The following is a 22,617-nucleotide window of genomic DNA, read 5'->3' as shown; positions in this document are numbered from 1 at the left end:
CATAAGACTCTCAATCACTTGTTTAAGCTGAACGGTCAGGCGAAGACGATGAAGAGAGGCAACTTTTAGCCATAAAGTACGTCTTAATGCTAACTATCCATGTAAGGAGGTTCGATGCTATTTCGTGATTCACTAGAAGTGAGTAACCCAATACGCCAACAGATCCGCGACTTTTACCGGGCCGATGAACATCAAGTACTGGACTATTTATTGCCTTTAGCCGACATTGGCAGCAATGCCAGAAGCCGGGCCTGGGAGCGTGCCCGACAGATGGTTATGACCATCCGAAAAGCCCAAACCGGCAAAGGAGGCGTCGATGCCCTGCTAAACGAGTTCTCATTATCTACCGAGGAAGGCATCGTATTAATGTGTCTGGCCGAAGCGCTGCTTCGCGTTCCCGACAACCTCACCATGGATCGACTGATCCGCGATAAACTAGCGCAAGGCAACTGGAGTGCACACTTGGGCAACAGTGCATCTATTTTTGTCAATGTGTCGGCCTGGGGTTTATTAATGACCGGCAAAATGGTCAATTACAGTGATGCACGTAAAGCGCAGCAATTCGGCTTATTAAAACGCACCTGCGGCCGTTTGGGGGAGCCAGTTATTCGTCAAGCAGTGCGCTATGCCATGCAAATTATGGGCACTCAGTTTGTCATGGGTACATCCATTGCTAGCGCTATAGAGCGAGCAAAAGAGCAAGAACAACGTGGTTATACCTATTCTTATGATATGTTAGGTGAAGCCGCCCGTACCATGGTCGATGCAGAGCGTTACTTTCAAAGCTACTTGCATGCGATTGAAACTATTGGTAAAGCAGCCAAGGGCGCAGGGCCGGATCATAGCGCTGGAATTTCTGTCAAATTATCAGCCATTCATCCTCGTTATGAGTTTGCTCAGCGAGACCGCATTAAAGACGAACTGATCCCACGCTTACAGCAGTTAGCCTTGGCCGCCAAACAACAAGATATTGGCTTTACCATTGATGCCGAAGAGGCAGACAGGCTTGATCTATCACTCGATGTTATTGAAGCGGTATTCAGCGATCCGGCACTAGGGGATTGGGAAGGCTTTGGTATAGCGGTGCAGGCCTATCAGAAACGAGCCATTCATGTCATCGACTGGCTTGGTGAACTCACTGAAAAAGTGGGCCGTCGTATGATGGTTCGCTTGGTCAAAGGGGCGTACTGGGATACTGAAATCAAGCTCAGTCAGGTGGATGGTTTAGCCGACTTTCCGGTATTCACCCGCAAGCCATCCACCGATGTCTGTTATCAGGCCTGCGCCAAAAAGCTACTGCAATTGCGCGAGCATATTTACCCGCAGTTTGCCACCCACAATGCCTATACCGTTGCCACCATTCTCGAATTAGCCCCGGATCGGAAGGGCTATGAATTTCAACGGCTGCATGGCATGGGGGATGCGCTGTATGATCAAGTGATCCGTACCGATAAAGTTCCTTGTAGGATCTACGCACCGGTTGGAGAGCATGCCGATTTGCTGGCTTATTTAGTGCGTCGTTTGCTCGAGAATGGCGCCAACAGTTCCTTTGTCAATAACATCATCGATGAACGCATTCCGGTCGAAAGCTTGCTGGCTGACCCTTTAGACACCGTGCGCCACTGGCGCCATAAACGCAATCGTCAAATTCCATTGCCTGCTGATCTTTATGGCAACGAGCGACTCAACTCAAAAGGCACTGACATCACCGATTGCGACCAATTGATCCCGGTCAAGAAAGCGATGGAGTCTTGGCTGGCGCGCATTGAAAAGCAGGAAAAACCAGAACAAGGCATCGCCGTCACCAATCCAGCACATCTGGATGAAATCGTTGGCTACATTCAGTACGCCGATGCAGAGGCCATGCAAGCTCTGCTAGCACGAGCTGATGCAGCTTTTGCCAATTGGTCACAAACACCGGTAAGTGTACGCGCCAATGTTTTGCGTAAAATTGGTGATGCACTCGAAGCTCACCAAGAGGAATTATTCACCATCTGCATAAAGGAAGCCGGAAAAACATTGGCCGACAGCATTGCAGAAGTGCGCGAAGCGGTTGATTTCTGCCGTTACTATGCTGCCAGAGCGGAAGAAATGTCAGAGGATAGCGAAGCCCGGGGGGTCATTCTTTGCATCAGCCCATGGAATTTTCCGCTGGCTATCTTCTTAGGCCAGGTAGCAGCTGCTATCGTCACGGGTAACACCGTGGTCGCTAAACCAGCCGAGCAAACCAGTTTAATCGCCATGTGGTCGCTTGATATTATGAAAGAATGTGGCCTGCCAGATGGTGTCGTAGAGCTGGTGATCGCGCCGGGTCGTAAGGTAGGCGAGCACATCGTGCCCGATGAACGTATACAGGGCGTGATGTTTACCGGCTCTACTGAAACCGGCTGCTGGATAGCTCGTAAACTGGCAGAACGTAAAGGCGAGCCAGTGCCATTAATTGCCGAGACTGGTGGCCAAAACTGCATGATTGTTGATTCCACAGCGCTGCCAGAGCAAGTGGTTGACGATGTCATTGCTTCTGGCTTTCAAAGTGCCGGCCAGCGCTGTTCGGCCTTACGCGTATTGTTTTTGCAGGACGATGTAGCCGATGAAATTATCAACATGCTGGTGGGCGCGATGAAAGAGTTGCGTGTCGGCGATCCAGCTTACGTACGCCATGATGTTGGACCGGTCATAGACCATAAAGCCCATGAGCGCCTAACCAACCATGTGCAGTATTTGAGCGACAAAGCAACCTTGCATTATGCCTGCGCCATCCCGCAGGGTGATCAGCATTTATTCTTTGCACCTCACCTTTATGAAATCAATGATCTGACCCTGCTCGAACGGGAAGTATTTGGTCCTGTCGTACATATTGTGCGCTACAAAGCGCATGAGCTGGATAAAGTGATCGATCAAATTAATGCCACTGGCTATGGCTTGACCATGGGCGTTCACAGCCGGATTGAAGCCGTCACCACCAAAGTGGCTCATGCCATCAAAGCCGGCAACATTTACGTCAATCGCAATATGATTGGTGCCGTGGTGGGTGTACAACCTTTTGGTGGTCGGGGTTTGTCGGGTACCGGACCCAAAGCAGGTGGCCCCCTGTATTTACAACGTTTGGTCAGAGACAATCATTCGGTCGAAGATGCTGAACTGTCAGAAGAAAAGCACCAGCAACTGCTGGCAGAAACCACCAGTCGAGCCGTCGCCTATGCCATGCCGGCGGCTGCATCTGCTCAAGCTATCTGGCAACAACTATCAGTGTACCAACGCAGCTCTGTACTTCGCCAGTTTCTGGCTTCATTGGCGACCAACAACGTGGTTGTTAAACAGGAGCCCGATTTAGAACAGGTGATCACAGCCGCCAGAGAGCAACTGCGATGGGTTGAACAAGAGCTGGCAGCGCCGATCCGCCTACCCGGACCAACCGGCGAGAGTAATGAACTGTGGTTAGAACCCCGGGGTAGTATTGCCTTATTGCGCGATGAAACCGGTGATTTTAGCCACTGGTTGATCGCAACCATTACAGCATTAGCGGCTGGCAATGCGGTGATCACCGCCGTAGAAGAGGCGGATCTGCTGGAAGCGGAGGCCTGCGTCAAAGCATTAAGCCAGGCAGGTATGCCCGCTCAACTGATGTCCGTCATTAAACTCACCAGCATGACCACCTTACTAGCAGCCCCAGACCTTAGTGCAGCAATAGTGCAAGCTGGCAGTGCCATCAAACCACTAGCAGCAGAGCTGTTGGCCAATCGGGAAGGCGCAATTTTACCTCTGATCACCTCACCCGCAGATCATCGCTTGCTGCACCGGTTGCTGACAGAGAAAACCATTACCATCAATACCACAGCCGCAGGGGGCAATGCATCGCTGATGACCATGGCTGATAATACCTGAAGATGTAAGTAGCTTCCCATTCAGCCACTTACCACAGGTTGAATGGGACTACTGTTAATTTCAAGTTACTCAGGCTACACTTAACGATGCGTCGTATTATTAGGGAACTGATGTTTTTATGGCATTACAGGATGTAACTTTGCAACAACTCCAGCCAGGTGACTTTGTCGTTAAAGTCAGTCGCCAAACTGGTGATATTCTGATCAAAGAAGCTGGCCTGATCCGCAATCAAAAAACCATTGAGCTGCTACGCAGCAAAGGGGTCTTACGAGTGTGCATTGATCCAGCTAAAGCGGATCTAAGCTTACGGCCTGAACCATCAGATTTGCCTTTGCAGCTAATAGAAGATGCAGCAGTACCGAGCCACAGAGCAGACTTTTCCGATCAGCTGCCACGAGGTGAGCAAGTATTTCAATCGTTGCAACGCAAACAAAGCCGTTTAATGAGTTCCTGCCGTCAAAACCAACCGATTGATTTGGAGCTGGTGACTGAAGTCAGCTGTGGGCTGGCGGATGCGGTGAGCCGCAATCAGGATGTAATGCTGTGTTTAAGCCGTATGGCGAGCAGTAGCGATCAGTTACTGCAACATGCCATCAATTGTGCTGTTTATATGGCTGCGTTTGGACAGCAACTGCAGCTATCCAATAATCAGATTCAAGATCTGATTACTGCTGCCTTATTGCATGATATGGGGAAAATTCAACTCGGCCCAGAGGCATCCGATGTCAGCGCCATTGCCACCAGTTTAAAGCTACTTGCACCACTGCAACGGTTACCGCATGAGGTTTCGCTTTGGATCGCGCAGCACTGTGCCCATCTGGATGGTTCAGGCTCACCTAAGGGATTGCATGGTGAACAAATTACCCTCGGCGCCCGTATGCTAGCCATCGTCAATCATTACGACAATCTATGCCATCCTCTGGAGACAAAAACCATCAACCCACAGTTGGCGAGTAAGAAGTTACTGGATAAAACGCCTCATCAACTGGATAGCGAGCTGACACAGCGCTTTATTCGTTGCATTGGTATTTACCCACCAGGCAGTGTGGTCTTGTTGCATAGCGGTAAGCTGGCGCTGGTACTTGAAAATAGCCATAAAACACCAACGCAGCCAAAAGTAAAAGTGTTTTATCATAGCCTGCATCAACATCACCTGCCCCCCAAAGTTCTTGACTTGGCTAAGCACCATGATGACCCTATTGAACATTGTGTTGATTTGGCTCAGTACGGCCTGAATGCGCGTAACTATCTTTAACGCCTGGCGCTCGCTCAGTAACTCCACTCTGTCAGTGCTGCCACACTAAACTCCTGCTGTCGAAAACGTAACAACACAAAGTTGGGGAGAATCTCCACAATCTGCACATCGGTGCTCAGCCACTGCCCCTGTTGCAAGGTACGACCATTCACCTTCACCCAACGCTGGGCAGGCGTACTGGCATACACATGCGCCTCAAAACGCAAGGCTGGCAGTTGACGCTGCGTATGCTCATCCAGTGTACTGATATCTGCTGCGGGTGCATTGTGCATTTGTACACTTTGTCTCGGAGTACCTTGCTGATTGGTTGCATCCATCGCTTGTGAGAATCGCTCTTGAAGCTCAGAGGTGACATCCTGCTCATCAATGTCGCTAAGCGATGGCATGCTCGCCCGGGCTGGGCGTTCAGCTGTGACGACTTGTTGTGGCTCGTCCTGTCTGGCTGCTGGCTCTTGCGGCGTTCCTGTTGCACTAACTTCTATTTTGGCTTCAGTACGAACTTCAGCAATAGCTTGTGTGCTGTTCAGTTCATCATCCGCGCCGGCAGCTTCAGGCTCAGCCACTGGCTTGGCAACTGCTAACACATCGGGCTCAACCGTTAACGCCGCCAAAATCTGCTGCTGGCTGGCTTCACTAGCAGGCGGCTTTGCTGCTGACCCGGTAGCTTGATGTTGCAGCCCTAGCCAGTAACCCACCAGCAACGCAATGGATAACCCTAACATCCCGACCAGTAATCCAAGCCAGAAGGGAGAGCGCGAGTTGTTGGTTGGAGCCGCAATCGTGTGCTGTTGCTGGCGCTTTAAAGCATCCATTAAAATGGACATCTGAACCTCTCTTGCATTCGTTAATCGTTCAAGCCAGCACCCGGCCAAGACCATAGCCCAGCAATGCCACTATCGGCACTATCCACAGCCACCACACCCAGAGAGGAGGCAGCCAGACCGCTTTCTCCCCGGACTGAGGTAACACTTCCGCAGCCGCTTTACGAACCTCATCTTTGCCGACCAAAGGCCGCTGCCCTGCAAAAGCAGCAAGCATGGCTCGATCGGCCAGTAAATTCAGTAAGCGGGGAATCCCCTGACTGCTCTGATACAGCATTCGAATCGCCGACGGCTCGAACACCGGCCGCTCTGAACCGGCTACTTTTAAGCGGTAACTTAAATACTGAACCACCTCATCTTCAGTCAACGGCATCAGGTGGTATCTGGCGGTAATGCGCTGGGCCAATTGACGCAGATCTGTCCGTTGCAGCAACTGCTGCAGCTCAGGCTGGCCAATCAGGATCACTTGAAGCAGTTTACGGCTATTGGTTTCCAGATTGGTCAATAAACGCAGTTGCTCCAGTACCGCCGGTTGTAAGTGCTGGGCTTCATCAATGATCAGCAGCGTTTGCTTGCCTTGCTGGTGGTTTTTCAACAGCCGGTTTTTAATCTTATCACCCAATACCTTCAAGCTGGCATCGGATTTTTTATAGCGAATACGCAACTCATCACAAATCGATGCCAACAGCTCCAACTCAGATAAGGTCGGGTTCAAAATAAATGCCAGCTGGGTGCTATCATCCAGCTCTTGCAATAACGCTCTGGACACGGTGGTTTTTCCAGTCCCCACTTCACCGGTGAGCAAGACAAAGCCGCCGGCATCCCCTAACCCATAACGTAAATGGGCAAGTGCTTCCGCATGGCGCCCGCTCAGAAAAAGAAAATCCGGATTGGGAGCAATTGAAAAAGGCGGACTGTTCAGGCCAAAAAAGCCAGTGTACATCGGCGCATCCTTTGCTGATTTCGGAAATGGAGAAACGTTCGCTATAATGGCAAAAAAAGCGACTTCAGGAAAGCCTGTGCAGATATATCTTGTTGGTGGTGCCGTACGTGATCAATTACTCGAGTACCCTTTTCATGAACGAGATTGGGTGGTGGTGGGTGCGCACCCACAACAGCTCCTTGATCAGGGCTATCAGCAAGTCGGCAAAGACTTCCCGGTATTTTTGCACCCCAAAACGAAAGAAGAGTACGCGCTAGCCCGCACCGAGCGTAAACAAGGCTCTGGCTACACCGGTTTTGTTACTTACGCAGCGCCTGATGTTACCCTAGAGCAAGATTTAGCCCGACGCGACCTGACCATCAATGCCATCGCCCAAGCAGAAAATGGCTCGCTGATCGATCCTTACGGTGGAGTGCATGATATCGAGCAACGGATTCTACGCCATGTCTCGCCTGCCTTTGCCGAGGATCCATTACGGGTTCTGCGAGTCGCTCGCTTTTATGCCCGCTACTATCATCTGGGTTTTCGGGTGGCCGATGAGACTTTAGCGCTGATGCAACAGCTCAGCCAAAGCGGTGAATTGCGCACGTTGGCAGCAGAACGCGTCTGGCAGGAACTAAACAAGGCTTTATCGTGCAAGCACCCAGAAGCTTTTATCGACTTACTGCAACAGTGCGGTGCACTATCGGAGTTAATGCCCGAACTAGCGGCCTTGTGGGGGGTGCCACAACCGGCCAAATGGCACCCGGAAATTGATACCGGCATACACACCCTGTTAGTGCTGCAACAAGCCGCACAGTTATCGGAGCGCATTGATATTCGCTTTGCTGCCATGGTGCATGATCTTGGCAAAGGGCTGACTCCGCCGGAACACTGGCCCTCACACCATGGCCATGAACACACCGGCCTGCCACTGATAAACCAACTTTGTCAGCGCTTACGAGTCCCCAATGATTGCCGGGATTTGGCACTGTTGGTTTGTCAGTACCACCAGCTGATCCATCGGGCCACAGAGCTTAAAGCCAGTACCGTACTTAAACTGTTTGATGGCATCGATCTATGGCGCAAGCCCGAGCGACTGGAAGCCATACTGCTGTGCTGTATGGCGGATTTACGCGGCCGTACCGGCTTTGAGCAGGCCGACTATCCAGCCAAAACCCTGCTGCCTGCATTGGCCGAGGCGGCACTTGCTGTCAACGTAAAAGCGCTTATCCAGCCGGGGATGAAAGGTGAAGCCATTAAGCAGGCGTTGCAGCAGGCACGTTTAGAGGCGATTCAAACCACTAAACGGACTTAAAAGCTGGGATAATGGCTAGCAATCTAGCTACCATGCAAGGTGAGCACCAGCGTTCTGCCACTGGCGCGGTCACGGTGCTCGCCCAGATAAATGCCCTGCCATATCCCCATATTTAAGCGCCCTGCCGTCACTGGCAGGGTCACGCTGCAGCCAAGCAAGCTGGCTTTAAGATGAGCTGGCATATCATCAGGGCCTTCATCATTGTGTTGATAGTAAGGCTCATTCTCTGGCACCGCACGGCTGAAAAAACGCTCGAAGTCGCCGCGCACCGTTGGGTCGGCATTCTCGTTCACCGTCAGCGATGCCGAGCTGTGCTTAATAAACACATGCAGCAGCCCCTGCTGTAATGTTGCCAGTTCCGGCATCGCACGGATGATGTCATCGGTAATCAGATGAAAACCCCGTCGATACGGCGATAACAATAACTCTCGTTGAATGTAGTGCATTACAACCCTGCCTGCTGAATAGACTTTGTCTGCTGACGTTGTGCGTACAGCAACGTTCAATAAGGAGATTGGTTGTTATTTTGATTGCGGCTGAAGCGCTATACGCAATAAATAACTGCTGGCGGTAATGTATAAGTAGCGATTGTCGTTAGCCAATGCCACATTCGCCGCAGCCACACCCGTTTGTATAGTTCCTAAATGTTGCCCTTCAGCGCTAAAAACCCAAACCCCTCCAGGACCCGTTGCCAGCAAATAACCTGTCGGCAGTACTTTTAAGCCATCAGGCAGACCAGATAACTGCTGCGCGGCGGCAGTCGCATCAAAAAATAAACGACCATCCGACAAACTGCCATCGGCATTGACTGAATAACGCCACCATTGGGCCGCACTTCGCTGTGAATTAGCAACATAGAGCACTTTTTCGTCTGGTGAAAATGCCAAACCGTTCGGCCGGTTTAAGTCAGTGATCAGCAGACTCATCTGGCCATCTGGTGCTAATCGATAAACACCATTTGCAGACTGCTGCTTTTGGCTTGAGTTATCTCCCCCTTTTAAACCATAAGGAGGATCGGTGAAATAATAAGCACCGCTGGAGTGCTGTACCAGATCATTCGGGCTGTTCAGTAACTTGCCCTGATAATGATTGACCAATGTTTGGTAGTGCGCAGAACCCTGCTCATCACCAGCGTATACAGCCAAGCGTCTATCGCCATGCTGCGCCATTACCAACTGCTTATCATGGTTAAAAATCAGGCCATTTGCACCTTGCTGCGGATTATCCTCCGGGTGCAAACCGGTATAACCAGAAGGCGATAAATACAAAGTTAAGCCATCGCGCTCGTTCCAGCGATAAACCTTGTTGGTTGGTACATCAGAAAAAACAATATCACCGTTTGTCGGATCTTCAATAGGCCCTTCTGACCATTCGAAGCCTTCGGCCAGCAGCTCCAGTTGCGCATCTGCTGCCACAATGAGCGTCATCTCCGGTTGCAACACCTGAACAGGCTTATCTGGTAATGCAGCAAAAAGTGCAGAGCTGGCCGGCCACAGCAGCATAATCAACAACACAGGTAATGCTTTCATTCGTTTGCAACCTCTGCCAGCCAACACCAGCACTAACAATAAAAAATTTTTCATGAAACATCCTTTTAAGGTGGCCAACTCAGTCATCCCAGACAATACCGAAATTTATTCAGGCTTAAAAGCAAAAAGACCTGCCGAGGCAGGTCTTTTGTTATGTAGCGGTAGGCATTATACCGCTTGCTGAATAATCACGTTGTCGGCTTTTTTGGTGTACTGCGACATTTTGTGGAAATTCAGGTAGCGATAAGTATCGGCAGCCGTGGCATCAATTTGCTTGGCGTAATCCAGATACTCTTGCACGGTTGGCAGGCGGCCGATGATCGAGCTGACCGCAGCCAGTTCGGCTGACGCCAGATACACATTGGCGCCCTGCCCCAGACGGTTCGGGAAGTTCCGCGTCGAGGTAGATACCACGGTAGAGTTTTCCGCTACCCGAGCCTGGTTACCCATGCACAATGAACAGCCAGGCATTTCGGTGCGGGCACCGACTTTACCGAAGATGCTGTAGTAGCCTTCGTCAGTTAGTTGGGCTTGATCCATCTTGGTTGGCGGTGCTATCCACAGACGGGTTGGCAACTGGCCTTTGTACTTATCCAGTAACTTACCGGCTGCACGGAAGTGGCCGATGTTGGTCATGCACGAGCCGATAAAGACTTCGTCAATTTTATCGCCAGCCACTTCCGACAACAGACGAGCATCATCCGGGTCATTTGGTGCACACAGGATAGGCTCGTTGATTTCAGCCAGATCAATTTCGATGACTTCTGAGTATTCGGCATCGGCATCGGCCTCCATCAACTCAGGCTTCGCCAACCATTCTTGCATGGCTTGAATACGACGCTCGATGGTGCGGCGGTCGCCGTAACCTTCAGAGATCATCCACTTCAGCATGACGATATTCGATTCCAGATACTCGGCGATCGAGGCTTCGGACAGCTTGATGGTACAGCCACCGGCAGAACGCTCAGCTGAGGCATCGGATAATTCGAAGGCTTGCTCTACCGTTAAGTTCGGTAAGCCTTCGATTTCCAGAATACGACCAGAGAAGATGTTCTTCTTGCCTTTTTTCTCGACCGTCAACAAGCCTTGCTTGATGGCGTAATAAGGAATGGCATGCACTAAATCACGTAAAGTGATACCAGGCTTCATCTCGCCTTTAAAGCGAACCAGCACCGACTCAGGCATATCCAATGGCATCACGCCGGTTGCCGCAGCAAACGCCACCAAACCAGAGCCTGCCGGGAACGAAATCCCCATCGGGAAGCGCGTGTGTGAATCGCCACCGGTACCCACGGTATCTGGCAACAACATGCGGTTTAACCAAGAATGGATAATGCCATCGCCTGGGCGCAATGCGACACCAGCGCGGTTCATAATAAAATCAGGCAAGGTGTGATGCGTATCGACATCGACAGGCTTTGGATAAGCTGCCGTGTGACAGAATGACTGCATCACTAAATCAGCTGAGAAGCCCAAACAAGCCAAGTCTTTCAGTTCATCCCGCGTCATTGGGCCTGTGGTATCTTGCGAGCCCACAGTGGTCATTTTCGGCTCACAGTAAGTGCCAGGGCGAATGCCGGCAACACCACAAGCTTTACCAACCATTTTTTGCGCTAAAGTGAAGCCTTTGCCGCTATCGTCTTTTGGTAATGGACGACGGAATTTATCCGATGGGCCTTCCCCCAAAAATTCGCGAGCCCGATCCGTTAAGCCACGACCAATGATCAGCGGAATACGGCCGCCTGCCTGCACTTCATCCAGCAAGACATCGGTCGCCAACGTGAACTCAGCCAGCACAGCGCCTGTCTCGTGGTTGCAGACTTTGCCTTCGTACGGGAAGATGTCGATCACATCGCCCATATTTAATTCGTTAACATCCACTTCAATCGGTAAAGCGCCAGAGTCTTCCATAGTGTTGAAGAAGATCGGGGCAATTTTGCTACCAAGAACAAAACCACCAGCACGCTTATTAGGCACGTATGGAATGTCGTCACCCATAAACCACAGCACCGAGTTGGTAGCAGATTTGCGCGAAGAACCAGTCCCTACTACATCACCGACATAAGCCAGTGGGAAGCCTTTTTCTTTTAAGGTTTCAAGTTGCTTCAGTGGACCACGCACACCAGCCTCTTCCGGCTCGATGCCTTCGCGGCTGTTTTTCAGCATGGCTAAAGCATGCAGTGGGATATCTGGCCGTGACCAGGCATCTGGTGCTGGCGATAAATCATCGGTATTGGTTTCACCGGTGACTTTAAATACGGTAACTGTGATTTTCTCCGCCACTTTTGGCTTGGCTTCAAACCACTCAGCATCGGCCCACGATTGCACAACTTGTTTCGCATAGGCATTGCCGGCATCCGCTTTCTCGGTGACATCATGAAAAGCATCAAAAATAAGCAAGGTGTGTGATAACGCTTTCACAGCTAAAGGAGCCAGGGTGTCGTGATCAAGCAGCTCAATCAACGGCTCGATGTTGTATCCACCCATCATGGTGCCGAGTAGCTCAGTGGCGCGCTCAGCGGAAATCAGTGGTGATTGCGCTTCGCTTTTAGCGACAGCGGCCAGAAAGCCAGCTTTCACATAGGCCGCTTCGTCTACACCTGGCGGAATACGGTTTTCCAACAGGTCGACCAAAAAGGCGTCTTCACCTTGCGGTGGATTTTTCAGCAGTTCTATCAAGCCAGCAACTTGCTCTGCATTGAGTGGCTTTGGTGGGATGCCTTCCGCCGCGCGTTCGGCGACGTGTTCGCGATATTCTTGTAGCACAGTAATGTCCTCTTGGTCGTTGATGGCTATCGGTGTGGGCTGCTGTCCTGCTGGACACTACCTCACCGAGTCGACTCTGGAAATGAACCCGCATGAATTATAAGAAATTCAGCGCCAGAATGACATCCGGCCTGCCCCTCATCCGCTTATAGTCGGTATAAGTTGGCTGAATGAAAACAGGGTTCTCTAGCCAATTCATGTCTGGTTAAAAGACGACGGGTATCATTTGGTATAAAAGTGCGACACCGGAAACGGTGTCGCACAAGCCAGACAAGTATAACAGAAAATGATTACCAGATCTTGACGCGTTCCTCTTCTGCCAAATACATTTCGTCGCCTGGCTGCACATCAAAAGCCTGATAAAACTCAGGAATATTTGGCAATACGCCAATCACCCGATAGTGCGGAGGTGAATGAGGACCAGTGCTTACTTGCCGGCGCAACGCCTCTTCCCGGTAGTTCGAGCGCCAGATCTGTGCCCAGCCAATAAAGAAACGCTGCAGGCCACTAAAGCCATCCAGCACTGGTGCTTCCTCACCATCCAACGACATTTTGTAAGCACGCAGTGCCACCGTCATACCGCCCAGATCGCCAATGTTTTCGCCCAAGGCCACGTCCCCATCAACAAATACGCCCGGAAACGGCTCAAACTGACTGTACTGCGCACTTAAACGAGCACCTAACTGCTGGAACTGGGCTAAATCTTCCGCTGTCCACCAGTCGCGCAAGTTGCCATCGCCATCGTATTTCGCACCCTGATCATCGAAGCCATGGCCAATTTCATGGCCAATCACCGCACCAATCCCACCATAGTTCACCGCATCATCAGCTTCCATATCAAAAAATGGTGGCTGCAGGATAGCCGCAGGGAAGACGATTTCGTTCATCACCGGGTTGTAATAGGCATTCACCGTTTGCGGTGTCATAAACCATTCATGCTGCTGAATAGGACCGCCCAATTTATCAACCATCTCCTGATAAGCACGGTGATTGGCTCGAATGCTGTTACCAATTAAATCATCGGCTTTAATCTCAAGATCGGAGTAATCTTTCCATTGGTCCGGGTAACCAATTTTGGTGGTAAAGGTACTTAATTTTTCCAGCGCCGCCACCTTGGTATCGTCAGACATCCATGGCAGTTCTTTAATCGACTCGCCATAGGCTTTAATCAAATTATCGACCAGAGCTTCCATCCGAGCTTTGGCGTCTTCATTGAAATGACGCTCGACATACAATTTACCCACCAACTCACCCAATACCCCATTGGTGGTATCTACGGCGCGCTTCCAACGTGGTTGTTGCTCTTCTACACCCTGCAAGGTCTGGCTGTAGAATGCAAAACGGCGATCAACAAAATTTTGACTTAACTGAGGCGCAAAGCTATGCACCGTGCGATAAGTTAAATACGCCTGCAAAGTGCTCAGCTCTGTAGCGTCAATAACCTCCGACAAACCAGAAAAATACGACGGCTGAGCCACAATGATATCCTGCCCTGCTGGCAAGCCCATGGTGCTGCCGTAACCGGCCCAATCAAAGCTGCCCATCAGCTCAATGACATCATCCGCCGATAATTTATTGTAAGTTTTATCAGCATTACGACTTTCTAAACGGGTCCAATGATGTTCAGCCAGCGCATGCTCAAGCGCCAAAATATGCTCAGCAGCAACGGCGGCATCGTCATGACCGGCCAAAGCAAGCATATCGGCAACATAGTCCTGATACGCAGCTTTGATCCGTAAGGAGTCATCATCTTCATTGAAGTAATAATCACGGTCTGGCAACCCTAAACCGCCCTGAAATAAGTACACCGCATACTGCGTCGACTCACGAGCATCGTTGTTGACATACCAGCCAAAAACACCACCAACCCCATCGCGTTGCAGTTCGGCTACCGCCTGCCCCAGCTCAGCTTTGCTTTCTAATTGCTCAATGCGTTGCAACTGTGCTTGGATTGGCGTTAAACCAAGCTGGTTGATCCGCTCGATATCCATAAAGCTGTTGTAAAAACTAGCCAGCTTATCGGCATCTGAACCTGGCTGCAGATTGTCGCTGGCGGCCACTTCTTCGATAATAGTTTTCACGGCCAGTTGCGCCTGATCCGCTAAAATATCAAAAGAGCCAATGCGTGATTTATCCGCAGGAATAGGGTTATTCTCGATCCACTTGCCATTGACCGCCAAATAAAAATCATCCTGCAATCGTACGCTACTGTCAAAGTTCTCTACATCAACGCCAGAGCTGAGTGCGCTCTGTGCTGTCATCTCTGACGCCACTTGTTCCTGCTGCCCTGGTCTGCCGGAATTGCTGTCACATGCCGCTAAACCTAGCGCCATCGCCACGCTAACGGCCAATAAGCTAACTTTTTTCATTGTAGGTATCCTATGAGACATTGTTCTGTTTTGTTCATACTACTGCCATCTGCTCACAGGCTGCAAACCTCTTTTGTAACAAAACCTGAATGAGCAGCTGCATTTATTGGCTATAGTCTGCCATTGCCTGATAGCACAGGCTCAGCTAGAGTGAACACTTCGATCTTTTATCAAACACATACTAATAACGAGAAATCGACCACCATGACTACGTCCACTGCCGCGTTACCGCGGCCAACCCCGCTGCATCGCTGGCTGGTACTGCTGTTTGTCAGCCTGGCCATGTTTGGCAATTATTATGTCTACGATTCACTTGGCCCCGTAATCGACTTGTTGCAAAGCGATCTCGGTTTCAGCAATCAGCAAACCGGCTTTCTAATCTCAGTATACAATCTGGGTGCCATCGTCGCCTTGCTGATTGGCGGGATTATTATCGACCGCTATGGTACCAAACGCGCACTGCTGTTGTTTGCCAGTATCTGCTTAGTCGGTGCTGTGGTCACTGCACTGAGCCCACGCTATGAGATCATGGCCAGTGGCCGTTTGCTGCTGGGCCTGGGCTCAGAGCCGCTGATTGTCGCTGCTACCACGGTGCTGGCGAAATGGTTTAAAGGCAAAGAGCTTAGCTTTGCCTTTGGCATCAACTTATCGCTATCGCGACTTGGCTCAGCATCAGCTGATTGGTCGACTAACTTTGCCAGCCCATTGTACAGCAACTGGCAAGATCCACTCTGGCTGGCCACTGCTTTTGCCGGTATATCAGTCACGGCAGCCGTACTGTATTGGCTGCAGGAAAAGCGCTGTGAAGGTCGTTTTAATCTCGGCGTCACTGAGCAAACCGACCAATTGAAGTTCAAAGAGTTGTTTCTGTTTGGCCAGCGTTACTGGTACATCGTGGCACTGTGTGTGGTGTTTTACTCCACCATCTTCCCATTTCGTACCTTTGCCATCATGTACTTTCAAGAAGCGCATGGTCTGGCGCGCGAAGCCGCTGGCATGCTGAATAGCATGATGATGGTCTCCGCCATTATTGCTACACCACTCTTTGGCTTATTGATTGATAAAGTCGGCCGACGAGGGCTCTTTATGACGCTCGGTTGTTTGATGATGTTGCCGCTGTTTCTGGCCGTTACCTATCTGCCTGCGGGCGTGCCGGTGATGGTATTTGGCAGTGCCATCCCGCTCACGTTATTGCTGGTGATGTTGTTGCTGGGCTGTGTGTTTTCGCTGGTACCAGCCGCCATGTGGCCTTCGGTCGCCTATACCGTGGATCAACGCCGTTTAGGGACGGCGTACGCTACCATGACGCTGTGCCAGCAAATTGGCTGGTCCATCGTACCGCCGGTAATTGGTTATCTGAACGATATGAACCAAGCCAGTGCCGACAACATTGCAGGCTATGCACCGGGCATGTGGTTTTACACCGGTCTGGCCGTCACCGGCCTCATCTTCGCCTTGTTGTTATGGCGCCATGAGAACAAGCCGATGGCAACACCGGGGCATCACAACGAAACCGCGGCTGAACATCAGCATCCGGGGTAAGGTTAACTTAAATAAACAAAGCACACCCGCAGGCTAAGTGCCTGCAGTGTGCTTACTGATTCAACAACAATGCAGCCAGCAAACCCAGCAGGCCGCCAAAGAAACCACCCCAGACCACCAGCCAGCCGAGATGTTCGTGGATCATCTGTTGCACAATGCTTTTCACCAGCTCGGGCGTCAGTTCATTGATACGCGCAGCGACGATGGTTTCGATATGCTGTTGCATGTGCTGCATTTGCTCAGGTTGCTCCAGCTGCAACAATACCTGCTGTTGAAATTCATCCGAATCCGCTATATCGATCAGAGCCGTTTTTAATTCCTGAATGAAAGGCTCCCGCAGTGGCTGCAGTACTTTATTGCCACCCACCATGCTGAGCATAGAGCCAAACTTTGATCCCTCGACGACTTTAAGTAAGGCATCAAAGGCAGGATCCAGTTCGACTTGCTCAATCACCGGCCCGAGTTCCAGCCGCATCGGCTCGCCATACTCATCTTGCTGGCGTAAAAAGCGGTCGATATTCTCAGCTGAAAAGAACTGCGTCATCATCAGTTGCTGCAAACTGCCCTTAAAGCTTTCAAACCGCGCTGGGATCACGCCTGAGCCATACAAGCCGGGCACTTTTTCAAACAACATATGTATGGCCAACCAGTTGGTTAAGGCGCCGGATAAAGCAAATAAACCGACCGTCAACAGCCAGGGCTGGGCCAGAACCCATCCCAACAGAATCAATGCCGCAGCAATAAGGTTGGTCAACACACTTTTGTTCATTTAAGTTCCTTTACGCTTAAGTTAGCCTTGCGAGTACTTGAATTAACGCCGCTGATCCTGCCAGCGGCCCCACTGATAATACAGCCGCTGACCAACTCGGCGCCAGCGAGCAAACGGAAAAGTACGTAGCGGTTGTTGATAACATGGTAACAATGGAATGGACTGCCCCATCGCCAGCTCGGCCAGCCGCTGGCCGGCCAAAGCGGAAAATGATAAACCGCTGCCGCAATAGCCTGCGGCATAACTAACACCGGCATAGGGGCTATCTTGAGGGGCTTGATACAGATGCGGCATATCATCCATCGATACGGCCACCCAGCCACTCCACTGATAATCCACGGTGATCTGCTGTAACGCAGGGAAGCTTCGCTTTAACGCAGCCAGTAGCTGGGCAGCATAACGAGGCTTATCAGCATCACGACCACGTATCGCCCCACGTCCGCCAAACAACAAGCGCCCATCCGGCAGCAAACGGTAGTAGTATTTCAGCGCCCGGGTATCCATCACGATGGGCTGGCCCTGAATACCACAGCGGGCCAGCTCATCAGCCGTTAATGGCTGGGTGACAATGATACTGCTAAGCACCGGTAACAACCGCCCCTGTAACAGCGGATGAAAATTTTTCGGCGTATAGCCATTGGTGGCAATCAGTACTTTCTTTGCCCGAACTGAGCCCTGCGGCGTGATGAGGCGATGCAAGCCCTGCGGCGTTTGCCAGCTGAGTACCGGCGAACCGCCATACAGAGTAACACCCGCCTGTTTAGCCATGTCTGCATAACCAAGCACCAACTCTAATGGGTTCAGACCATAGCAGTCCGGGTCGAACAGCGCGCCTTTAGCCTGCTGATCCGGCAACTGCTGCTGCAGTTCGCTCGGACTAAGAAGTTGCAATGACTGACCCAACTGCTGATTAGCAAACTCCAGCTGTTGCTGAAAAGGAGCTAAAAATCGTGGATGATGAGCCAGTTTGTAGTAACCCGGTGCCTGCCGCTGACAGGATATACGACCTCGCTGTTGCAGTGCATCGACCAGTTCAAAGGCGTGCTGGTACTCAGCATAACACGCTTTTGCCTGCTTGATGCCAAAGCGCTCAGCCAGTTGCAAAGGCCCCAAACGCCCGGTACCTTTTAAAACAAAACCAGCATTACGACCACTGCAACCCCAGCCAGGTTGATGTGCTTCCAGCAGCACCACCTGTTGTGAAAAACGCTCGGCCAGCTCACGCGCTGCATTCAAGCCGGTGTAACCGGCTCCAATGACGACAATATCTGCGGTAATATCGTCGTTTAAGGACGGGTGCTGCGATAATGGCCCGGCCTGCTTAGCAAACCAATACGATTGCGGATAAGGACTCCCGACTCCGGGCTCTTTATCCAGTAACGGATCGTACATGATCAGCTCCGCTCATGGCATACTCAACTCAGACAGAGTACCAGGTCAGAAACACCACCAGGCCAAGGCCCAGCGCCAACCGGTAAATAACAAAGGGCAGCATGCCCATACGGCTGATGATTTTCAAAAAGAAGTGAATACAAATAAGCGCACTGATAAAGGCTAATACCGCACCGAAGCCTAAAGCGAAGGTATCGTAGGCTTCCGGCTCACTCAGTAACTTGGATGCCTGGTAGCCGCCACTCAGCACAATAATTGGAATTGACATCAAAAATGAAAAACGAGCGGCACTGATCCGATCCAGCCCAAGCAGTAAACCTGCTGTCATGGTGATACCAGAGCGTGACGTGCCTGGGATCAGTGCCACAGCCTGAGCACAACCCAGTATCACCACCTGCCGCCAGCTTAAGTGCATGACATCCTTGTTTTGTTTTGCGGCTCGATCCGCAACTAACAACAACAAGCCAAACACGATGGTGGTGGCCGCAATAACCCAGGGAGAACGTAAAAAAGTTTCAATGACGCCGGCAAAGAGCAAACCAGCCAGACCTGCAGGAATCGTTGCGACAATCAGCATCCAGGCCAGGGTGCCGTAACTGCTTTGCTGACCACGCAACGAATTGACCCAGCCCACGACTAATTGCCCCACATCCTGACGAAAATAGATCATCACCGCCAACAAGGTACCCACATGCACCGCCACATCAAAAGCAATGCCTTGATCCTGCCAGCCCAAAATCGCTGAAGGTAAAATTAAATGGGCCGATGACGAGATCGGTAAAAACTCAGTAATACCCTGAATTATGGCCAATACAATGATTTCAAATACACTCACTTCACTTCACTCCATGAAAAAGGAACCGTCCATAACTTTTGATGTTTGGTATATTGCTGCCACAGCTGCTGATAGGTTAACCCTGCCACTGGGTGCCTTTGTTCAGGCACCAGTTCGGCCATAGGCCAGAGTACAAAAGCATTCTTGGTGATTTCATCACGCGGTAACTCAATCGGTTGCTGACACACCAGTTGATCATACGTCAGTAAATCCAGATCCAAGGTGCGACCAGAAAAGCGGGCCACGTTGCGTTTACGACCATGCCGGTTTTCAATCTGCTTAAACAGGTGCACACACTCAGCGACCGCTAAGTCGGTATTTGCCCCCACCACCAGATTGTAAAATGGGTCGCCGTCAAAACCGACCGCTTCACTCTCGTATACCGATGATATCATCAGGGTGCCAAAGGCTCGCGTCAGTTCATCAATCGCTACGCGGACGTGGTATTCACGCTCGATATTGCTGCCGACACTAACGAGAATAAAAGCCATTAACTGCGTTCCCGAACAATGCGCACACCAACAGTTTGAGCAGTTGGTACGGCCCCAGGTTTATGAACGGTAACCTGAACCCGATCCGTACTGAAATTAGCCAGCAGCAAAGTGGCCACCCGCTCCGCTACGGTTTCAATGAGCTCGATGGGCTCAGCCGTGACTAAATCCGTGACTTGCTGGGCAATAACACTGTAATCCAACGCCTGGCGAATATCATCTTGCGCGGCAGCCACTGCCGTATTGCAGCTTAACTCCAGATCCAGCTCCAAGCGCTGTTGAATGGCTTTTTCCCATTCATACACACCAATCACCGTATCGATGCACAATTTTTTAATAAAAACGCTATCCATCAGTTCATTCCGCATGACGTTCGGGGTAAGATGATCAGGTAGGTCGATAGGTTTTGTTGTCACCACACTGACCGGGCAAACGCGATCTTAACGTAAAACAGTACCTCGACACAAAAGATATGACGAGCTGAGGAACCGCACTGATGACACCGCTGATCTTAATGATGATGCTATTGGCGTATGCGCTTGGTTCCATCTCGTCTGCAGTTCTGGTCAGCCGCCTGTTTCGCCTGCCGGATCCCCGAACCACTGGCTCCAATAATCCCGGTGCCACCAATGTACTGCGTACTGGCGGTAAATTGCCAGCGGCATTGGTGCTGTTATTTGATATTTTGAAAGGTACCATCCCGGTATGGGGGTCCTACTTTTTAGGCATAGAACCCTTGTATCTTGGGCTCATTGGTATCTGCGCTTGCCTCGGCCATATCTATCCGCTGTTTTTCGGTTTTAAAGGTGGTAAAGCCGTCGCCACAGCCCTTGGCACCATGATGCCAATTGGATTGGAGTTAACCGGGCTATTGATCGCTAGCTGGGTCGTGGTATTGGCGATTACGGGCTACTCATCACTAGCCGCTATTATCACTGTAGGCTTAGCACCTATCTTCACCTGGTTTATTAAACCTATGTATACCCTACCGGTATTTATGCTAAGCCTGCTGATCATTGCCCGTCATCGACAAAATATTTTCCGGCTGTGGCATGGCCAGGAAAGCCGGGTCTGGGATAAAGGCAAAAACTTAAAAGAGTGATCTACAGTGCACTCAACTGCTCCATCGGCCAACGTGGCTGCACAGCAATAGTCAAATCCTGCTGCTGCCCCGCCACTAACCGTTGATGACCAGCAAACGCAATCATCGCCCCGTTGTCTGTACAAAACTCTTTACGTGGGTAAAACACCTGCCCCCCCCGTTTTTGCAACAAAGCAGCCAATTGCTCGCGCAGTGAGGTATTGGCACTAACACCGCCAGCCACCACCAAGCGGGTTAATCCGGTTTGCTGCAAGGCTCGTTCACACTTTGCTACCAGAGTATCGACTACGGCCTGCTGAAACGATGCGGCAATATCAGCCTGCTCCTGTTCACTGCGCCCGGCTTTGGCAATGACATTGGCTGCCGAGGTTTTCAAACCACTAAAACTAAAGTCCAACCCTGGCCTGTCCAACATCGGGCGTGGAAAGCGATATGCCTTGGCATCACCCTGAGTCGCCATTTTTGCCAGCAAGGGGCCACCGGGGTAGTCCAGCCCCATCAACTTAGCCGTTTTATCAAAAGCCTCTCCGGCAGCATCATCAATGGATTCCCCCAACAACTGATACTGACCAATCCCTTGAACATCAACCAGCTGAGTATGCCCACCCGACACCAGTAAGGCGAGAAAAGGAAAGGCAGGTGGCTCAGCTTCTAACATCGGAGCTAATAAATGGCCTTCCATATGATGAACTCCCACCGCTGGCTTATGCCAGGCAAAGGCCAGACTGCGGCCAATGGAAGCACCAACCAATAAAGCTCCTGCTAAACCAGGCCCTGCCGTGTACGCTACACCATCAATGTCCATTGCTGTGCAGTTTGCTTCCTCCAGTGCCTGACGGATTAAAGGTAGGGTTTTACGAACATGATCACGCGACGCAAGCTCTGGTACCACACCACCGTAATCCGCATGCAGGTCGATCTGGCTATACAACACATGGCTTAATAAGCCAAGTTCGCTATCATAAATAGCGATGCCTGTTTCATCACAAGATGTTTCAATACCCAGAACCCGCATGGCAACCTCAATTATTCGTTGAATTGTTTTATTGCAAGCAGAAAATAATGGTACCGCTCGGCGCAATATGCTCAAATCCTCTGCCCAACGGCCAAAATTAGCCGCTGAAAACAGGCGAATTGTAATGGGATCGACGATAAATCACCAGCAATAGACAGAATCACTTTACAAGCCCCTCCGCTTTTGAGTAAAATGCGGCACCATTTTTAATCGTATTGGTTAATGAGTAACCATAGTAATCCGAGGTGAGAATTTAATGCCTGTAGTTAAAGTAAAAGAAAACGAACCCTTTGATGTCGCTCTGCGTCGCTTCAAGCGCTCTTGTGAAAAAGCTGGTATTTTGGCCGATGTTCGTTCTAAAGAGTTTTTTGAGAAGCCAACCTGGGTTCGTAAGCGTAAGAAAGCAGCAGCAGTAAAACGTCATGCTAAAAAGCTTTCTCGCGAGAATGCACGCCGTATCCGTTTGTACTAATCTGTACACGATTAAGTGCATTCTATTGCAGCGCAGTTGTAGTCACCAAGGTTTCTATAAACTGCCGTGCAACGTATAAACAGGCAACACCCAGACTTTGGCCCTGATCGCAGGTTGTTGAGCTTCTGCAGCAA

The 22,617-nt window shown here is 50.8% G+C and carries 18 protein-coding genes; 6 read left to right on the top strand and 12 right to left on the bottom strand.

Annotated features, from left to right (window positions below):
- Window positions 1-114: 114 nt before the first annotated feature.
- Together putA and Q3O60_RS08210 are read left to right on the top strand one after the other, a co-directional pair.
- Complete coding sequence (gene putA / locus Q3O60_RS08215) at window positions 115-3,885, top strand: bifunctional proline dehydrogenase/L-glutamate gamma-semialdehyde dehydrogenase PutA (protein WP_305893432.1); 3,771 nt, start codon at window positions 115-117, stop codon at window positions 3,883-3,885.
- A 139-nt stretch (window positions 3,886-4,024) separates the two neighbouring features.
- Window positions 4,025-5,140 (top strand): HD-GYP domain-containing protein, encoded by a 1,116-nt coding sequence (locus Q3O60_RS08210; protein ID WP_305893431.1) that lies wholly within the window; start codon window positions 4,025-4,027, stop codon window positions 5,138-5,140.
- Window positions 5,141-5,154: 14 nt separating this feature from the next.
- On the opposite strand, the gene Q3O60_RS08205 is transcribed toward Q3O60_RS08210, so the two are convergent.
- Together Q3O60_RS08205 and Q3O60_RS08200 are read right to left on the bottom strand one after the other, a co-directional pair.
- Window positions 5,155-5,964, bottom strand: a complete 810-nt coding sequence (locus Q3O60_RS08205; protein ID WP_305893430.1) for a general secretion pathway protein GspB — start codon at window positions 5,962-5,964, stop codon at window positions 5,155-5,157.
- Window positions 5,965-5,992: 28 nt separating this feature from the next.
- On the bottom strand, window positions 5,993-6,904 hold the full coding sequence (locus Q3O60_RS08200) for an ExeA family protein (RefSeq protein WP_305893429.1): 912 nt from the start codon (window positions 6,902-6,904) through the stop codon (window positions 5,993-5,995).
- Window positions 6,905-6,980: 76 nt separating this feature from the next.
- Here Q3O60_RS08200 and Q3O60_RS08195 point away from each other — a divergent pair, with 76 nt between their 5' ends.
- Window positions 6,981-8,201 (top strand): multifunctional CCA addition/repair protein, encoded by a 1,221-nt coding sequence (locus Q3O60_RS08195; protein ID WP_440132263.1) that lies wholly within the window; start codon window positions 6,981-6,983, stop codon window positions 8,199-8,201.
- Window positions 8,202-8,224: 23 nt separating this feature from the next.
- Here Q3O60_RS08195 and Q3O60_RS08190 read toward each other — a convergent pair whose 3' ends face one another.
- The 4 genes from Q3O60_RS08190 to Q3O60_RS08175 form a co-directional block, all read right to left on the bottom strand.
- A complete protein-coding gene (locus Q3O60_RS08190; protein ID WP_305893427.1) occupies window positions 8,225-8,647 on the bottom strand; it encodes a secondary thiamine-phosphate synthase enzyme YjbQ in 423 nt (140 codons plus the stop codon).
- A gap of 75 nt (window positions 8,648-8,722) precedes the next feature.
- On the bottom strand, window positions 8,723-9,784 hold the full coding sequence (locus tag Q3O60_RS08185) for an SMP-30/gluconolactonase/LRE family protein (protein WP_305893426.1): 1,062 nt from the start codon (window positions 9,782-9,784) through the stop codon (window positions 8,723-8,725).
- 114 nt (window positions 9,785-9,898) lie between these two features.
- Window positions 9,899-12,496 (bottom strand): bifunctional aconitate hydratase 2/2-methylisocitrate dehydratase, encoded by a 2,598-nt coding sequence (acnB, locus tag Q3O60_RS08180; RefSeq protein WP_305893425.1) that lies wholly within the window; start codon window positions 12,494-12,496, stop codon window positions 9,899-9,901.
- A gap of 290 nt (window positions 12,497-12,786) precedes the next feature.
- Entirely contained in the window at window positions 12,787-14,865 is a 2,079-nt protein-coding gene (locus Q3O60_RS08175; protein WP_305893424.1) for a M13 family metallopeptidase, read from the bottom strand.
- Between the two features lie 204 nt (window positions 14,866-15,069).
- Between Q3O60_RS08175 and Q3O60_RS08170 the strand changes: the two genes are divergently transcribed.
- The gene (locus Q3O60_RS08170; RefSeq protein ID WP_305893423.1) at window positions 15,070-16,407 is read left to right on the top strand and encodes an MFS transporter; all 1,338 of its coding nucleotides are present in this window, start codon (window positions 15,070-15,072) and stop codon (window positions 16,405-16,407) included.
- Window positions 16,408-16,459: 52 nt separating this feature from the next.
- Here Q3O60_RS08170 and Q3O60_RS08165 read toward each other — a convergent pair whose 3' ends face one another.
- The 5 genes from Q3O60_RS08165 to folB are packed head-to-tail and all read right to left on the bottom strand — an operon-like array spanning window position 16,460 to window position 20,247.
- Window positions 16,460-17,176, bottom strand: a complete 717-nt coding sequence (locus Q3O60_RS08165) for a DUF445 domain-containing protein (RefSeq protein WP_305893422.1) — start codon at window positions 17,174-17,176, stop codon at window positions 16,460-16,462.
- Between the two features lie 42 nt (window positions 17,177-17,218).
- Window positions 17,219-18,568 carry an NAD(P)/FAD-dependent oxidoreductase gene (locus Q3O60_RS08160; RefSeq protein WP_305893421.1) on the bottom strand — a complete coding sequence of 450 codons (1,350 nt, stop codon included), beginning with the start codon at window positions 18,566-18,568 and terminating at the stop codon, window positions 17,219-17,221.
- Between the two features lie 28 nt (window positions 18,569-18,596).
- A complete protein-coding gene (locus Q3O60_RS08155) occupies window positions 18,597-19,403 on the bottom strand; it encodes an undecaprenyl-diphosphate phosphatase (protein ID WP_305893420.1) in 807 nt (268 codons plus the stop codon).
- The gene (folK, locus tag Q3O60_RS08150) at window positions 19,400-19,894 is read right to left on the bottom strand and encodes a 2-amino-4-hydroxy-6-hydroxymethyldihydropteridine diphosphokinase (protein ID WP_305893419.1); all 495 of its coding nucleotides are present in this window, start codon (window positions 19,892-19,894) and stop codon (window positions 19,400-19,402) included. Before folK ends, Q3O60_RS08155 begins: the two co-directional genes overlap by 4 nt.
- Complete coding sequence (gene folB, locus Q3O60_RS08145) at window positions 19,894-20,247, bottom strand: dihydroneopterin aldolase (protein ID WP_305893467.1); 354 nt, start codon at window positions 20,245-20,247, stop codon at window positions 19,894-19,896. Before folB ends, folK begins: the two co-directional genes overlap by 1 nt.
- Before the next feature lie 143 nt (window positions 20,248-20,390).
- Between folB and plsY the strand changes: the two genes are divergently transcribed.
- Window positions 20,391-20,996, top strand: a complete 606-nt coding sequence (plsY, locus tag Q3O60_RS08140; RefSeq protein WP_305893418.1) for a glycerol-3-phosphate 1-O-acyltransferase PlsY — start codon at window positions 20,391-20,393, stop codon at window positions 20,994-20,996.
- Between the two features lies 1 nt (window position 20,997).
- Here the strand turns inward: plsY and tsaD are convergent, their stop codons facing one another.
- Window positions 20,998-22,011 carry a tRNA (adenosine(37)-N6)-threonylcarbamoyltransferase complex transferase subunit TsaD gene (tsaD, locus tag Q3O60_RS08135; protein WP_305893417.1) on the bottom strand — a complete coding sequence of 338 codons (1,014 nt, stop codon included), beginning with the start codon at window positions 22,009-22,011 and terminating at the stop codon, window positions 20,998-21,000.
- Window positions 22,012-22,267: 256 nt separating this feature from the next.
- Between tsaD and rpsU the strand changes: the two genes are divergently transcribed.
- Window positions 22,268-22,483: a 30S ribosomal protein S21 gene (gene rpsU, locus Q3O60_RS08130; RefSeq protein WP_305893416.1), complete on the top strand. Its 216-nt coding sequence runs from the start codon at window positions 22,268-22,270 to the stop codon at window positions 22,481-22,483.
- Window positions 22,484-22,617 lie beyond the last annotated feature (134 nt).

This window comes from Alkalimonas collagenimarina (assembly GCF_030717845.1).
GTDB classification, from domain to species: domain Bacteria; phylum Pseudomonadota; class Gammaproteobacteria; order Enterobacterales; family Alteromonadaceae; genus Alkalimonas; species Alkalimonas collagenimarina.
This window is presented reverse-complemented; position numbering and strand designations above follow the sequence as displayed.

Bases quoted from the DNA above. Each gene is read 5' to 3' on its own strand.
- rpsU (WP_305893416.1), top strand. From the start codon at position 22,268: ATGCCTGTAGTTAAAGTAAAAGAAAACGAACCCTTTGATGTCGCTCTG.
- Q3O60_RS08205 (WP_305893430.1), bottom strand. From the start codon at position 5,964: ATGTCCATTTTAATGGATGCTTTAAAGCGCCAGCAACAGCACACGATT.
- Q3O60_RS08160 (WP_305893421.1), bottom strand. From the start codon at position 18,568: ATGTACGATCCGTTACTGGATAAAGAGCCCGGAGTCGGGAGTCCTTAT.
- Q3O60_RS08200 (WP_305893429.1), bottom strand. From the start codon at position 6,904: ATGTACACTGGCTTTTTTGGCCTGAACAGTCCGCCTTTTTCAATTGCT.
- plsY (WP_305893418.1), top strand. From the start codon at position 20,391: ATGACACCGCTGATCTTAATGATGATGCTATTGGCGTATGCGCTTGGT.
- tsaD (WP_305893417.1), bottom strand. From the start codon at position 22,011: ATGCGGGTTCTGGGTATTGAAACATCTTGTGATGAAACAGGCATCGCT.
- folB (WP_305893467.1), bottom strand. From the start codon at position 20,247: ATGGATAGCGTTTTTATTAAAAAATTGTGCATCGATACGGTGATTGGT.
- Q3O60_RS08165 (WP_305893422.1), bottom strand. From the start codon at position 17,176: ATGAACAAAAGTGTGTTGACCAACCTTATTGCTGCGGCATTGATTCTG.
- Q3O60_RS08170 (WP_305893423.1), top strand. From the start codon at position 15,070: ATGACTACGTCCACTGCCGCGTTACCGCGGCCAACCCCGCTGCATCGC.
- Q3O60_RS08175 (WP_305893424.1), bottom strand. From the start codon at position 14,865: ATGAAAAAAGTTAGCTTATTGGCCGTTAGCGTGGCGATGGCGCTAGGT.
- folK (WP_305893419.1), bottom strand. From the start codon at position 19,894: ATGGCTTTTATTCTCGTTAGTGTCGGCAGCAATATCGAGCGTGAATAC.
- Q3O60_RS08185 (WP_305893426.1), bottom strand. From the start codon at position 9,784: ATGAAAAATTTTTTATTGTTAGTGCTGGTGTTGGCTGGCAGAGGTTGC.
- Q3O60_RS08190 (WP_305893427.1), bottom strand. From the start codon at position 8,647: ATGCACTACATTCAACGAGAGTTATTGTTATCGCCGTATCGACGGGGT.
- putA (WP_305893432.1), top strand. From the start codon at position 115: ATGCTATTTCGTGATTCACTAGAAGTGAGTAACCCAATACGCCAACAG.